General features: G+C 64.8%; 16 protein-coding genes. 4 read left to right on the forward strand and 12 right to left on the reverse strand.

From position 1 onward, the window contains the following. Together G3N97_RS29840 and G3N97_RS29845 are read right to left on the reverse strand one after the other, a co-directional pair. A partial coding sequence (locus G3N97_RS29840; protein ID WP_205996537.1) for a transcriptional regulator occupies positions 1-678 on the reverse strand: 678 nt, incomplete at its 3' end. A gap of 139 nt (positions 679-817) precedes the next feature. Beyond that, the gene (locus tag G3N97_RS29845; RefSeq protein WP_346778140.1) at positions 818-1,456 is read right to left on the reverse strand and encodes a LysE family translocator; all 639 of its coding nucleotides are present in this window, start codon (positions 1,454-1,456) and stop codon (positions 818-820) included. 119 nt (positions 1,457-1,575) lie between these two features. On the opposite strand from G3N97_RS29845, the gene G3N97_RS29850 reads away from it, so the two are divergent. Then, entirely contained in the window at positions 1,576-2,028 is a 453-nt protein-coding gene (locus G3N97_RS29850; protein WP_065063530.1) for an Lrp/AsnC family transcriptional regulator, read from the forward strand. 36 nt (positions 2,029-2,064) lie between these two features. On the opposite strand, the gene G3N97_RS29855 is transcribed toward G3N97_RS29850, so the two are convergent. The 9 genes from G3N97_RS29855 to G3N97_RS29895 all read right to left on the reverse strand — a co-directional run bounded on the left by G3N97_RS29855 (position 2,065) and on the right by G3N97_RS29895 (position 10,544). Further along, positions 2,065-2,619, reverse strand: a complete 555-nt coding sequence (locus G3N97_RS29855) for a hypothetical protein (protein ID WP_205996538.1) — start codon at positions 2,617-2,619, stop codon at positions 2,065-2,067. A 177-nt stretch (positions 2,620-2,796) separates the two neighbouring features. Continuing rightward, positions 2,797-6,651 carry an autotransporter domain-containing protein gene (locus G3N97_RS29860; protein WP_205996539.1) on the reverse strand — a complete coding sequence of 1,285 codons (3,855 nt, stop codon included), beginning with the start codon at positions 6,649-6,651 and terminating at the stop codon, positions 2,797-2,799. Positions 6,652-7,021: 370 nt separating this feature from the next. Beyond that, on the reverse strand, positions 7,022-7,852 hold the full coding sequence (locus tag G3N97_RS29865; RefSeq protein WP_205996540.1) for a patatin-like phospholipase family protein: 831 nt from the start codon (positions 7,850-7,852) through the stop codon (positions 7,022-7,024). Further along, positions 7,849-8,361, reverse strand: coding sequence for a hypothetical protein (locus G3N97_RS29870; RefSeq protein WP_205996541.1), 513 nt, complete (start codon positions 8,359-8,361; stop codon positions 7,849-7,851). Before G3N97_RS29870 ends, G3N97_RS29865 begins: the two co-directional genes overlap by 4 nt. Positions 8,362-8,408: 47 nt before the next feature. Continuing rightward, positions 8,409-8,624: a hypothetical protein gene (locus tag G3N97_RS29875; RefSeq protein WP_205996542.1), complete on the reverse strand. Its 216-nt coding sequence runs from the start codon at positions 8,622-8,624 to the stop codon at positions 8,409-8,411. Continuing rightward, positions 8,621-8,950: a hypothetical protein gene (locus tag G3N97_RS29880; protein ID WP_205996543.1), complete on the reverse strand. Its 330-nt coding sequence runs from the start codon at positions 8,948-8,950 to the stop codon at positions 8,621-8,623. The genes G3N97_RS29875 and G3N97_RS29880 overlap by 4 nt, the downstream gene beginning before the upstream one ends. Before the next feature lie 49 nt (positions 8,951-8,999). Further along, positions 9,000-9,455, reverse strand: coding sequence for a glycoside hydrolase family 73 protein (locus G3N97_RS29885; RefSeq protein WP_205996544.1), 456 nt, complete (start codon positions 9,453-9,455; stop codon positions 9,000-9,002). Between the two features lie 103 nt (positions 9,456-9,558). Then, positions 9,559-10,107, reverse strand: coding sequence for a hypothetical protein (locus tag G3N97_RS29890; RefSeq protein WP_205996545.1), 549 nt, complete (start codon positions 10,105-10,107; stop codon positions 9,559-9,561). Then, complete coding sequence (locus G3N97_RS29895) at positions 10,104-10,544, reverse strand: hypothetical protein (protein ID WP_205996546.1); 441 nt, start codon at positions 10,542-10,544, stop codon at positions 10,104-10,106. The genes G3N97_RS29890 and G3N97_RS29895 overlap by 4 nt, the downstream gene beginning before the upstream one ends. 213 nt (positions 10,545-10,757) lie before the next feature. Here G3N97_RS29895 and G3N97_RS29900 point away from each other — a divergent pair, with 213 nt between their 5' ends. The 3 genes from G3N97_RS29900 (at position 10,758) to G3N97_RS29910 (ending at position 13,000) form a co-directional block, all read left to right on the forward strand. Then, positions 10,758-11,051 (forward strand): XRE family transcriptional regulator, encoded by a 294-nt coding sequence (locus tag G3N97_RS29900; protein ID WP_205996547.1) that lies wholly within the window; start codon positions 10,758-10,760, stop codon positions 11,049-11,051. A gap of 2 nt (positions 11,052-11,053) precedes the next feature. Beyond that, the gene (locus G3N97_RS29905; protein WP_205996548.1) at positions 11,054-11,773 is read left to right on the forward strand and encodes a hypothetical protein; all 720 of its coding nucleotides are present in this window, start codon (positions 11,054-11,056) and stop codon (positions 11,771-11,773) included. A 69-nt stretch (positions 11,774-11,842) separates the two neighbouring features. Beyond that, on the forward strand, positions 11,843-13,000 hold the full coding sequence (locus G3N97_RS29910; protein ID WP_205996549.1) for a phytanoyl-CoA dioxygenase family protein: 1,158 nt from the start codon (positions 11,843-11,845) through the stop codon (positions 12,998-13,000). Positions 13,001-13,009: 9 nt separating this feature from the next. Here G3N97_RS29910 and G3N97_RS29915 read toward each other — a convergent pair. Beyond that, positions 13,010-13,465 (reverse strand): hypothetical protein (locus G3N97_RS29915; RefSeq protein WP_205996550.1); only part of this gene is annotated, 456 nt, incomplete at its 5' end.

Here is a 13,465-nt window from a genome sequence, read left to right on the forward strand (position 1 = left end):
GACGCGGCGCGCGCTCCACTGCGGCGCGTCGGCCGCGAACCAAGCGCGCGCGCCCAGCAGCACGACCGGTTCGCCGTCGCCATTTTCGTAGACGTAGCGCGCGGCGCGCGCAAACGGACCCAGCTCCATCTTGCCCGCCGACACGAGCCGCAAACCCGCCGAGGCCAGATCGAACGGCGCGGCGTCGGCGGCGGCGTCGGCGGCGGCGTCGACGTGATAGATGTTATCGACGCTTGCGTCTTCATGCGCATGATCGGCGCCGGAGGATGCGGCCGGGGCCGCTTCCATCAGCGCCATGACGGCGGCGTTGTTCAGCGTGTGCTCGTCGGGTTCGGTCAGCGCCAGCCAGGCCGCGCCCGCCGCGAGCATCGCATAGATCAGCGCGAACGCGGCGGCGCGGCGACGCCAGACGGCGCGCAGACGGAATCCGGCGCGCCGCGAAGGCGTGCCGGACGGCGCATCGGCCATGTCCGGATGCAACGCATCGGCCGCGTGAAACGACCGGCGCATCTGCGCATTGAGACGCCGATAGAACAGGATCCGGTGCCACTCGCCGGGCCGCCGCGCCAGATAGCGGCGCACGCGCGCGGCGTGCTCGCCGGCCAGCGAGCCGTCAGTGTAGGCCTGAATATCGGCCTCGGACACCGGCCGCTCGTCGGGCGGCCCCTGGGAAACCATGATCGTCGGCCTGCGTGGATGGAGACGATGGACTAACAGGCGGCCCGGCGATTTATTCCGGGCGGGCGCGAGAAAGGCAGGGACGAGGAAGGGGAAACGGGAAAGAACCGCGCGGATTCAGCGTGGATTCAGCGCAGATTCAACGCGTAAAGGCGAACACCTGCTCCGCGAACAGCAGCAAGGCGACGAGGATCATCGCCACGCCCGACAGCTGGCTGACCCGGCGCGCCGCGGCGGGCCGCGTGCCGAGCACGGCCTTCGAGCCGAAACCGACCACCGAATAGACCGACGCGCAATTGATCATATGCAGCACGCCCAGCGCGACGATCTGCGCGGACACCGACCACCCGGCGTCGCGGCGCGTGAACTGCGGCAGGAGCGCGACGAACAGCAGAATCGCCTTCGGATTGAGCCCGCTGATCGCGAAACCGCGCATCGACCAGCCCCAGCGGCTCTGCTGCCCCGCTTTCGGAGCGTCATCCGGCCCCGCCGAGAGTTCGGCCGGATGCATCACCGTGCGCACGCCGAGCCACAGCAGATAGGCGCCGCCGACCACGGTCAGCACCGAAAGCAGCGCGGGCACGCTCGTGACCAGCGCGCCGACGCCGGCCGCGACCACCAGCGTGATCGCGAGATAGCCCAGCAACATGCCGCCGACGGCGGGCGCGATCACGCTGCCGCGCAAACCCGCCGAAATCGCGTAGGCCCAGTCGGCGCCCGGCACCATGACGAGGGAGAACGAAACGATCCAGAACGCCGTCAACAAACTGACTTCCACTGCTGTACTTCCGGTAGAGCGGGCGCCACCGCCCGAGGGCGCAAATCTTACGGTTTGCGCACCGGAATGTGCTCCCTATTTCTTGCCAGTTGGCGGCTCGACGCGCTAATATTTCTTGCATGGACGCCATTGACCGCAAGATTCTTGCTGAGATTCAGCAAGATGGACGACTTTCAATCACCGAGCTCAGCGAACGCGTGGGCCTGAGCCTCTCGCCGTGCCAGCGTCGGCTGCGCGCGCTCGAGAGCGCCGAGGTCATCAGCGGCTATCGCGCCACCATCGACCCCGCCACTGTCGGGCTGAATTTTTCGGCCATCGTCTTCGCCACCTTGCGCGAGGGCAGCAGCGAGAACGTGCAGTCCTTCGAGGACGCGCTCATCGACATTCCGGAAATCACGCGCGCCGAGCGCCTGTTCGGCGAACCCGACTACATGCTGCATGTGGTCACGCGCGACCTGAAGGCGTTCCAGACGCTCTACGACCGGCGTCTGCTGCCGCTGCCCTGCGTGCTGCGGCTCACCTCCACGCTCGTCATGAAGAGCATTTTCCAGGACCGGCCGCTGCCGTTGTGAGGCGGCGCGCTTTCGCGAATGCGTGTGCGATGGCTTTTAGCGCGACTGAATCATGATCTGAAGTGCAGGAATTCGCTTGCGCAATTCGGCAATGAGCGCCGCGACTTCGGTGGCATCGATTGCGGTTTCGGTTGTGAAATCGATGGTCGTGCCGGTCGTTTCCGTCGCGCCCAGCAGCGTGGCCGGGCCGGATGGCTGACCGTATCGGAAGCTCTGCGACCAGATCTCGCCTTCTCGTCGGCTGGTGAATCTCAGCGCCGGACAGGCGAAGTTGGCAACCGAAGGACCGAGCGAGCCGTGGTCGCCCCAGATCAGTTCCTGGAGTATGGCGTTGTAGTGCTCGTTCGACGACAGACACGGATAGAAGCCGGTCAGCGCTCGCTCGGCATGGGAAATCGTATCGCCCAGGTCCGGCGTGAGTCGCATGCCTCTGCCTGTGTCGGCGAGTTGGCCTTCTGTGCCGTTTAGCGTCAGGACGACGCTCAAGGCCGGCGCGCGGCTATATTCGACAACGCATAAAGCAAGCAGTTGCGCACACACGTCGGCTGGCGAAAGACGCCGCGAAATATTGAGCAGATCGCTGTGATCCATCGTCGACTCACGAATGCTGGACGTGATTCATTGTCCGCATTCTGTGCGGCGGTGTCGACTGGTCGAAAATGGTTTTCAGCGACGAATAAAAACCCAATCCAACCATGGCGGGACGAGCGCAACCCAATGCCATAGCAAGAGCAAAAACACTCGTCTCGCCACCCTCGACACCGCTACTCAAAACCGCCACGCCAGGCGCCCGGAAATCGCATTGTCATGCGAGCCCCCGCCATACTGCCCGCTATACGCGACGCCCAGCGTCAGATTCTTCGCGACGCTCGCATCCAGGCCCAATTCGACCACCGCCGTATCCCGCGCGATCGGCACCCCGGCCACCGAGAACGCCGACCCGCCATCGATAAACGCCAGCGTCGAAGTCGGTTGCGTGTTGCCGAACGCATGCCGCCAGCCCGCCATCGCATGCGCGCTCACGCTCGCGAGCGGCAATTCGCCGAGCCGCGTCGCCACCCGCAGACCCAAGGTCGAGAAGCCGATATTCTCCGTATCGCCCTGAGCCCGCAGCGCGCTCTGACCGCCGTTCTCCGAAAAGCCGTCGCTATGCAGATTCACATACGCCAGCCCGGCGAACGGTTCGACCGCGAAGCGATCGAACGGCACCGCGTAGCCCACTTCGCCGAACACCTGCGCGGCCTTCGCGTCGTAGTTCGCGCTGTCGTGATCGGAGAAGCCCGTGAACGCCGGATAGCGGTCCTCGCTCGCATCGTTCCAGGTGTACGCCGCGCCGAGCCGCACGCCGATCGGTCCGTACTGCGCGCCGCCGTACATCGCCACGTGATACGTATCGACCGATGCCGTCGAGTTCAGCCCGTTCTCCAGCGAGCTGTGCGCAAAGCCGCCCGCCACGCCCACACGCCACTGGTCGTTCAGCGCCATATCCGCGCCGCCGATGAAACCGGCCGTGGTGCGGTCGAGGCCCGCGGCGTTGGCGTCGCCCGCCAGCCGGCTATCCGCGCCGTAACCCTGCGCCCAGACCACCGGCTGATACGGCGTGCTGTTCGCGCACGCGCCCTGCGAACCGCCGTGCACGGTGTCGCCCGACATCGCGCCTTGCGACAGACGCGAATCGCACAGCGCCGGTCCCGACGACAGCGCCCCAAGCGGCCCGTCGGTCGGCGCGAGTCCCTGACGCAGGCGGTCCGTGACCGCGTCGCGCAGATAGCGCGTATCGAGCAGGAACACCGTCTTCGCATCCGAGATCAACTGGCCGTCGATCATGTCGTAGGCGTGGCGCGCCGTGGCCGCATCGGTCCCGAGGATCGACTGATACAGCGGGCCCGTCGTCGAGAGCGAGGCCACCGCCGTCGCCACGCTGCTCTGGTTCGGCGTCACCGCCACCGACGTGAACGGCTGGTCGTTGCGCGTGAGCGTCAGGTTGACGGTGTTCGGCGTATAGCTCAGCGTCGGCGTGAGGAACGCGAGGGTCGAGCTGACGCTCTGGAACGCGCCACTCACGCCGCCCGCCGCCGTGAGAATCGGATACTGCGTCTGCGGTGACCACGCGCCCTGGCCCGCGAGCACGCTGACCACGCCGCCGTTGAGCGTCGCCGAGCCCGTCGCCGCGATCTTGCCCGCCTGGGTCGGCGTGGCCGCGACCTGGTAGTTCGATCCCGATTCGAAGGTCACGTTGCCCGCCACGTTCAGGCTCTGGCCCGGCGTGAGCGCCGCCGCGGTGCCGCCGCTCTGCACGATCAGGCCGCCGACCGTGCCGGTGCCCGTGAGCGTCGCGCCGTTCTGCACGGTGGCCGTCGAATTGGCCGTCGAGCCGCTTACGTCGAGCGTGCCGCCCGCGACCGTGGTCGGGCCGCTATAGGTGCTGGTGCCGCCGAGCGTGAGCGTGCCGCTGCCCGCCTTCGTCACCGAACCCGTGCCCGTGAGCGAGCCCGCATAGCTGCCGCCGCCGTTCACGGTGAGGCTCGAACTGCCGAGCGAGACGCTCGAACCGGACGCGCCGTCGAGCGAGCCCACCGTCACGGCGAGCGGCGCGCCGCCGGTCGTGCCGAGCGCGAGCGTGCCGCCGTTCACGGTCAGGCCGCCGGTGCCGAGCGCCGTGTTCGAGCCGACCGTGAGCGTGCCGTCGTTGAGCGTCGTGCCGCCGCTATACGTGTTCGCGCCCGTCAGCGTGAGATCGGCCGCGCCGTTCTTCACGACCGCGCCCGTGCCGGAGACCACGCCGGACAGCACGGTGTCGGCGCTGCCGCCGATCGTCAGCGTGTCGTTGAGCGCGACCGCGTTGGCGAGCGTGACCGCCGTCGAGGCGTCGAGCGTTGCGGGCGCGGCGACCGTCAGCGTGCCGGTGCCGAGCGCCGCGTCGTTGCCCGCCACGAGCGTGCCGCCTTCGAGCGTCGTGCCGCCGCTGTAGGTGTTCGCGCCCGAGAGCGTCTGCGTGCCCGCTCCCGCCTTGACGATGCCGCCCGTGCCCGAGATCGTGCCGCCGTAACTGCCGTCCGAACCGCCGCCGAGCGTGAGCGTGTTGCCGCCGAGCGTGACGCTCGTGCCGCCGACGCCCGAGAGCGAGCCGACCGTCGGCGTGGCCGTCGGATCGCTGCCGCTGATGTCGAAACTCGTGCCCGCGTTCGCGAGATTCACGTTGGTCGAGTCCGAGAGCGTGCCGCTGCCCGCCAGCGCCAGCGTGCCGTCGTCGATGGTCGTCGCGCCCGTGTAGGTGCTCGTGCCGGTGAGCGTTTCCGTGCCGCTGCCCTGCTTGACGATGCCGCCGCCCGTGCCCGCGATGCCGCCCGTGAAGGTGCCGTCGGTGGCGTCGCCGAGCGTCAGCGTGTTCGCACCGAGGTTGATCGTGCCGCCGCCGACCAGCGTGCCGAACTGCTGCTGCCCGTTGCCCGCGGAGAGGTCGAAGGTCGCGCCATTCGCCACATCGACGATACCGCTCGCGGCCAGGCTCGCATTCGCGCCGAGCGCGAGCGTGCCCGCGTTGATCGTCGTGCCGCCGGTGTAGGTGTTCGCGCCGTTCAGCGTGAGCGTGGCCGCGCCGTCTTTCGTCAGACCGCCCGTGCCGCTCAGCGCGCCGTTCAGCGTGAGGTCGTTGCTGCCGAGCACCGTGAGGCCGTTGTTCAGCGTGATGTCGTTGCCGAGCGTGACCGGCGCGGTGCTGTCGAGCGTCGAAGCGCCGTTCACCGTGACCGCGCCCGTGCCGAACGCCGCATCGTTGCCGACGACAAGACCGCCCGCGTTCAGCGTCGTGCCGCCGCTATAGGTGTTCGCGCCCGTGAGCGTTTCCGTGCCGCTGCCTTGCTTGACGATGCCGCCCGTGCCCGAGATCGTGCTGCCGACGGTTTGACTGCTCGCGTCGCCGAACGTCAGCGCATTCGCGCCCAGCGACACCGTCGTGCCGCCCACGCCGCTCAACGCGCCGATGGTCTGCGCGCCCGACGCCCCGCTGATATCGAAGCCCGCACCGCTGTTCGCGAGATTCACCGCGCCCGTCGAGGCCAGCGAGCCACCCGCGCCGAGCGCGAGCGTGCCCGCGTCGACGGTCGTGCCGCCCGTGTAGGTGTTCGCGCCCGTGAGCGTTTCCGTGCCGCTGCCCTGCTTGACGATGCCGCCCGTGCCGTCGATCGTGCCGCCGAACGTCTGGTCGGTCGTATCGCCGAAGGTCAGCGTATTGCCGCCGAGCGTCACGCTGCTGCCCGCGACGCCGCTCAACGCGCCGATGGTCTGCGCCGCCGATGCGCCGCTGATATCGAAGCCCGTTCCCGCGTTGGCCAGCGTGACCGCGCCCGTCGAGGCGAGCGAGCCGCCCGCGCCGATGGCGAGCGTACCCGCATCGATGGTCGTGCCGCCCGTGTAGCTGTTCGCGCCCGTGAGCGTTTCCGTGCCGCTGCCGATTTTCGTCAGGCTGCCCGTGCCCGCGATGCCGCCCGTGTAGGTGCCGTCGGCGGCGCTGCCGAGCGTGAGATCGTTCGAGCCGAGATTAACGGTGCCGCCGCCGACCAGCGTGCCGAACTGCTGTTGACCGTTGCCCGCCGAAAGATCGAAGGTCGCGCCGTCCGCCACATCGACGATACCCGTCGACGCGAGACTCGCGTTCGCGCCGAGCGCGAGCGTGCCCGCGTTGATCGTCGTGCCGCCCGTTTATGTAATGACGCAATCCACAATTAAGAAGAAAAACAGCCACTTACGCCCGCTTTTTGTACAAAAGTTACCTACCAAAAATGACACGTCAGTGCCAATAGAATCAGATAGTTACATTGGGTTTTAAACACTAGGGGCAGCCCAAACGGCTACGCGCATGACTTAGTCATTTAATTCCGCTAAGGTTATGCATGGGTGCCCGAGGGGGTGCCTGGCTCCCACTGGCTCTCGCAAACATCCACTGGGTTTAGGCCGCCGCACTCCCCATGGGTGCGGCGGCTTTTTTTCGGCATCAAAGCGCGCCATTGGCCGCCTTAGATTGCATGTCCGCGAGAGCCACTTTGGCCGCATCGTATCCGTCGTTGAACAACCTTTGACGCAACTCAAGCGGCATCGATCGGTCAAGCGTCGACGCGTACCCGGTTTCCACAAACGCCATATGCGCACCCGCCGACTGGGCCGCCGTCACGTGCGTCGTTTCGCAGGCCGACAGCATCAGGTCGATCAGGCGCATCGAGAACTGTACGGGCGACATCGACCGATCAGGCTGCAGCGGCAAATCCTGGCTCACAAGTTGCACACCGAGGCGCGGCACGTCATCGACCTTCAGCCGGTCCACCGGAATGTTGTTCACCATTCCGCCGTCCGCCAGCAGCGCGGCGCCGAGCCGCACAGGCTCAAATACGAACGGAATCGACGTCGACGCACGCACCGCCTGCGCGATTGCGGCCGCTGGCGTCGTAGCGCGCGAGAACTCGAACGGCGCTTCGCTCGCGACGTCCGACGCCACCACCGTCAATGTGGTGGCGACGTCCGCGAACGTCTTGCCGCCGGTGTGCTCCTGCAGCCATGCGAGCAACCGGGATCCGTCGCAGAACCCGCGCAGGCGCAGCGCGGCGAGCGGGCTGAAGGACAACATGTCGGACCAGTCGAACGTCAGCGCAAGCGTTTTCATGTCCGACAGCCGCATGCCGCACGCGGCGAGCGCGGCTACGATGCTGCCGCCGGACGTCCCGGCCAGCTCTACAGGCTCGAAGCCAGCGTCCGCGACCGCCTGCAAAGCGCCGACATGCGCCGGCACCTTGAAGCCCGAGCCGCTCAACGCGAGGCGCAGGGGCGTCATTGCGCCGGCGCCGCCGCAGTCGCGGCGCTCGCGGACGTCGCCACCGCGGCGGCGGACGCAGCGGCAGCCGTCGTTGCAGTCGCCGTGGACGTCGTGACGGTGCTCGCCGTGCCGTTCACCGCCAGCCAGTTGGACAACGCAAGCGACGCCGCGCCGAGCGCAAGCCTGATCGCGTTGGCCGTCGCGGTATCGATCGGCAACAGCGACACCAGCGCGATCGCGTTCGGGATCACGGTGTTGATCAGGCTCTGAACGTTCGTCGGATCGAGTGACGCGACCGCTGCGCACAACTGCCCGTTGTCGGTGGCGAGCAGCTTGAGATTCGCATCGCCTGGAATCGATGCGCTCAGGTTCAGCAGCACCGGCTGGACGACCGTGCATGCCTTGTCGACGTTCGACTGCGCGTTCGCGGCGAGAGTCGCGAGATCCTGCTGCGCTGTGGACGTGCAACCGGCAACAGAAAGAGCGAGCAGGACGGCACCTGCCGCGAGCAGCATGAGTTTCTTCATGGTGAGAACCTTCGGGATGTGATGCCGCTATCGCGGCGGGAGGGAAATCAGAAGCGCCAGCGCGCGCCGAGCTTCACCGTGGTGCCGGTGTTGGCCTTTTTCATGGTGATGCTCAGATGCGTCGAGGGAGGGATCTCGGCGTACACCACGCAGCACGAAACGTCGTAGGTGGTCGGGTTGACAGTCGGAAGCACCTGCACGTGCTCGATGATCGAGCAGCTGGTGAGCAGCGCCGCCAGCAGCGCGCCGACGGCACGCGTCACTGGAGCGTGCCGGCTGCGGTCACCTGTGGAGCGGTGACGGTGACCGGCGCCGCGGCTGGCGCCGTGATCGCAAGACTGACAGAAGGAGCGGGCGCAGCCGCCGGGTCGGCTGTCGGCTCAGCAGGCCCGGTAGACGTCGCGCCACCGGCGCTGGCGCTGCTCGCAGCGGTCCCACTATTCGTTGCCGCGTGAAACACGCCGAGGCCGGTAAGCGCTGCAACGATGCCCATGACGAGCTCTTTCGGATCCGCCTGGTGGGTGAATACAAGCGCCCCCCAAAGGGCGAACAGCAATGCGGCGGCCAAAAACTTGATCCATGCATTCATGCTTTCCTCTTGTCGAAAAAATGGCCGCGCGCGGCGGCCAGTGAGCAGCTCAGGAATCGAGGGATTCGAGTCCGTGGGCGTTGATGATCGAAGTGATCTTCGATGCGTAATTCGGGTCCGTCGCATACCCTGAGCCGGCGACAGCCTGCGTGAACGACAGGGCGTCCGTGCACGCGAAAGCGCACGCGTAGCGCGGGTTCTGGATCAGGAACTGCGCGTGGTCCTGCAGGCTCGCCAGCCAATCGGCGTACACGCGCCAGCGCGCCTGCACTGTCACCGGCTTCCCGCCGACGTACTCGACGCTCGGCAGCATCACTGTCGTGCCCGTCCAGCTGGGATCGGCCTTGACGCCGAACAGGTTGAAATAGCGCTGCGCGAGCTGCGATTTGGCCCACCCGGATTCGAGTGCCGCCTGGGCGACTGTGAAGCTCGCTGGAATGTTGGTAGTAGCCGCGAGCGAGCGCGCCGCCGGCGCGATTGCCGCGATGAAATCGTCTGGTGTCATGTGCCCTCGTGGAAAGATCGACGCGCAAACGCACACCGCGCTATAGCGGCGCGCGCGAGGTGTCAGAAGAAAGGGAACGCGGCGCTAGAGCAGCGCCGCTGAGTTAGTGGTTGTTGCCGACCCAAGGCTTCGCGGGCAGCGGTAGCCGCACCGCCGTATCGAGCTTGCGGCTCACGTCCTGCGCAGTACTCGCGGCCTCGTCGGCTTTGCTCGCGGCGGCCGCAACCTTGCGCTCGACCTGCACGCTGGTCTGTTGGGCTGCGGTAGCGGCCTGCGCGGCCTCGCGGGTCTGTTTCAGCATCGCAGCACTCTTCGCATCGCTGATGCGCGCCCGATCGCCGAGGAATTGCAGCGTGAACTTGGCAAGCTCGTGCGTGTCGGCCATCTGCTGCCGCAGATCGGCTAGCGACGCTGCGCCCTGCTGATTCAGTTTCGTCAGGTCGTTAATCCGGCCAGTGAATTCGCGCACGCATGCCGCGCGCTCTTCTGCGCGCACGACCGGGAAACGGTCGATCAGCTGCATGCGCTCGCGCTGGTTGATCCAGTTCATCACGGCCGCGCCCGCGGCCATCGCAAGCAACACGACCATTGCGAACAGCACGAAGATGTCCACGCGCTGCCACAGCGCCTTCAATCGCTGGCCTTTCGTCATGAGTAGCCCGTCGTGCGACGGCCTCCGAGTTCTGCCTGCAGTTGCCCGATTCGACGGTCCTTTTCGGCGAGGCTCGTCATCAGTGCTTCGATCTTCAACCGATCCTGCATACGGTCCTCGGCGGCCTGCTGGACCATCTTCCGGTACCGCGCTTCGGACACGGCTAGCAGCCGCCTATAGCGCGTCTCACGCGCGATCGCCTTGTGGTACTGCGACTCCCACTCTTTCGATGCGCGCGCGAGACTCTCGAGCGTCGATGCCTCGATCTCGTCGCGCCGGATCTCGAGCTTGTCGCTCGATTCGGACTTTCGCGTGCTGGACAGTTCCTTGCGCGCTCGCATCCAACCCGCGGAGAGCGTGCCAGCAAGCACAGCCAGAGACGCCGAAATGCCGGAAAGGAGCTTGACGAGGCTCAGGTCGTCGCCAGAGGTGGGCATAGGCGTTGGGTGGTCTCGATTTGTGGTGGAAACGAAAAAGCCGCCCTGAGGCGGCCATGAATTTCACTTGACTGATGTACCCTTTAGGTACATTCTTCGCGGCATGGGCTACGCACTTCGCGGTGCCCGACTCTCCGAAAGGAATGACCGTGAAACTGATCTTTCGCGCGCTCGCGCGCCTTCAATTTTTTCGCCCAGATGAACCCTCCGTATGTGCCGCCGACGCCCGAAGACCTGCTTCGGCTTGCCGACGAGCTCAAATACACGCGCTCCCAGATGGCCGCGCTTGCGCACGTCTCGACTGGCAGGCAGTGGGCAAAGTACACGTGGGGCGACAAGACGCCCGAATCAGACCGACGCGATCTGGGATTCGACAAGGCCTTTCTGATCGCCGCGCGGCTCGAGCTCATGTCCGGCCCGGTGAAGACCGTCGAGCAGATTTACGACCGGATGCGCACGTTCGGCTGCTTCGTCGGCCCGGTGCCCGATGGAGAGCAGCAGCCGTAGCGATGGCGCTCGGTTGCGCCGCTGCCTCGCAGGCGCGCGCAGAATCGTTCTTCCAGATCGAAGCGGGTATTGGCGTCACCTCGGCGACGAAGCTCGGCGACGGCATGTACTACTCGAAGGGCTTCTCTCACGACACGCCGAACGGCAGCTATGGCGGCCGCGTCGGTATCGTCATGAATGCCGTCGACGCGCGCCCGCGCTCGTTCGTCCCGGGACTGCGCGCGCATCTCGACTACTACAACTTCGGCAAGGTGAAATGGTCGTCGGTCAATCCGCAGGATGCGACCGACTTCGATGGCACCGGCGCGCCAGGCGGCTACAACGTCGCCACGCTGAGTTGCAACGACAACAACTGCGGCGCCATGCGGCGCTTCGATTCCACCGGAGGTATCCAAGCACTGGCACTCACGCTCGAACCGTTCTGGGATCTCGGTGCCGGGTGGCAGTTCGGTCTCGAAATCGGCCCGGCGCTCTACCGGAGCACGTGGACGACAGTCGCGACGGCGCTCTCCGATGGCCCGTTCGGACCCGCCGGCACAGAAGAAACCCTTTCTCATAGCCCGCACGTCCAGCTCGGCGCGCTCGCTGGTGCGGCAATCTCGCGCGGGCCGCTCTCGGTGCGGTTGAATTACCTCTATGCGCCGGTCGGGCAGTCGACGGCCAAAAACGTCCCATCCGGCATAAAAGGAGATTGGATGCTGTCCATCGGGTATGTATTCTGAGGCCGGGAAATTGGGCCTTGATATACTTTCTGACGCCCTACTCCAACTCCTATAACAGACCGACCCGCTATGAATGATCGACGCCATCGTTTTTTTGACAGCCCGGTGACACCCGAGACATCGATTGACATCGTGACGCAAAACTTCCGGCACAAGGATTTCCCTGCCACTGGGCCGATTCCTTGGCTTGATCGTCCTGATGCAGTTCAGGCTATCGATTCCAAACTTATCGCTGGAGAAATCAGCGAGGCTGAAGCCGAAATGTGCCGCCGGTGGGAGCGCGACGGCTATCTGATCATCGAGAAGTTCTTTTCCGACGAACAGCTCGACCAAGCGTGGCAATCATACGAAGACGCGATCTCGGCCGGAACAATCGTTCCGCCACATGAACCACTCTTCGATGGCGATGAAGTGCACGGCCGCATCCTGAACCCGCACTTCAAGCTCGAAAGTATTAAGCAGATGCTGTTCGATGAACGCATGCGCGACATCGTGAGCTTACTGCTCGGCGTTCGAGCGCTTCCGTTTCAAACGATCATCGGCCATAAGAGTAGCGAGCAGCTGCAACACTCCGATTCGATTCATATGTCGACGTATCCGACCGGGTACTTGGCGGCAAACTGGATTGCGTTCGAAGATATTCACGAAGACTCCGGCCCCCTGGTCTACCACCCGGGAAGCCATAAACTTCCGTACCTGATGGCCGATGAATTGGGGATCCCATTCGACGTCGGATACGGCGGCTACCATACTACTTACGAACCTGCGGTTCAGAAGCTAATCGCAGACCACCGATTTGAGACGAAGTACTTTCTCCCCAAAAAGGGAGACATTCTTCTTTGGCACGCAAACCTTCTGCACGGCGGTAGCAAACTCGCGACGCCGGAAAACGTAAGCAGAAAGGCACTCGTCTGCCACTTTTTCGCAGAAGGCTGCCTCTGCTATCACGACCTTACTGGAATGCCCGCACACATCACGCCCGCAGTCTTTGACTCGGCGGCGTACCTTGCAGCCTATCCAGATGTTGCCGCTGCCGGAGTTGATCCTTATATCCATTACATGAACGGCGGCAAGGAAGAAGGGCGAATTGCCTTTCTGAAGAAGGGATTCGACGGTGAAGCTTACCTGGAAGCGAACCCTGATCTTCGCGGTGTCGTCGGCAGCCCTCATCAACACTTCGTGCACTTTGGCCGAAAAGAGGGGCGGCCGCTCGGAAGCTCAAGCTAATTTATCGATCTACTCCGGGCTGGGTAGAGTTACCTGCACCCAGCTCGGCAGAGTGTCATAGAAAGCCTTCCATCGCGCATCACTTGAATCAAGGACTCCCTGATTGGGCCATTCAACAGGATCTTGTGGAGTCCCGAAACACGAAATCACGGTCTCTTCCCCGCTATCTGAAAACTGCACATTGACTGTGTTCATGATTAAAAATCGTATCCCGAGATTGAATAGCTGCCGCTGAAAATCGTATCCCGAGATTGAATAGCTGCCGCTGAAAGTGCCGCCCGTTCCGGTCATCGTGTAATACAGCGTCTGCGGGGTAATGAGAGGAATCCGGTCCACGGAGTGTTGAGGTGCGTGCAAAACTGACCCACTTCCACTAGAAATTTGCATCGAAAACTGACCCACATGTTCAATGCCTGCTTGGACGCCAAGCAGGAGAACCGGAGTGATTACGGTGAGCATGTTGGC

It is taken from the genome of Paraburkholderia sp. Ac-20347 (genome assembly GCF_017104805.1).
Taxonomy (GTDB): Bacteria; Pseudomonadota; Gammaproteobacteria; order Burkholderiales; family Burkholderiaceae; genus Paraburkholderia; species Paraburkholderia tropica.

Bases quoted from the DNA above. Each gene is read 5' to 3' on its own strand.
- G3N97_RS29905 (WP_205996548.1), top strand. From the start codon at position 11,054: ATGGCGCTCGGTTGCGCCGCTGCCTCGCAGGCGCGCGCAGAATCGTTC.
- G3N97_RS29880 (WP_205996543.1), bottom strand. From the start codon at position 8,950: ATGAATGCATGGATCAAGTTTTTGGCCGCCGCATTGCTGTTCGCCCTT.
- G3N97_RS29885 (WP_205996544.1), bottom strand. From the start codon at position 9,455: ATGACACCAGACGATTTCATCGCGGCAATCGCGCCGGCGGCGCGCTCG.
- G3N97_RS29850 (WP_065063530.1), top strand. From the start codon at position 1,576: ATGGACGCCATTGACCGCAAGATTCTTGCTGAGATTCAGCAAGATGGA.
- G3N97_RS29855 (WP_205996538.1), bottom strand. From the start codon at position 2,619: ATGGATCACAGCGATCTGCTCAATATTTCGCGGCGTCTTTCGCCAGCC.
- G3N97_RS29870 (WP_205996541.1), bottom strand. From the start codon at position 8,361: ATGAAGAAACTCATGCTGCTCGCGGCAGGTGCCGTCCTGCTCGCTCTT.
- G3N97_RS29890 (WP_205996545.1), bottom strand. From the start codon at position 10,107: ATGACGAAAGGCCAGCGATTGAAGGCGCTGTGGCAGCGCGTGGACATC.
- G3N97_RS29865 (WP_205996540.1), bottom strand. From the start codon at position 7,852: ATGACGCCCCTGCGCCTCGCGTTGAGCGGCTCGGGCTTCAAGGTGCCG.
- G3N97_RS29895 (WP_205996546.1), bottom strand. From the start codon at position 10,544: ATGCCCACCTCTGGCGACGACCTGAGCCTCGTCAAGCTCCTTTCCGGC.
- G3N97_RS29910 (WP_205996549.1), top strand. From the start codon at position 11,843: ATGAATGATCGACGCCATCGTTTTTTTGACAGCCCGGTGACACCCGAG.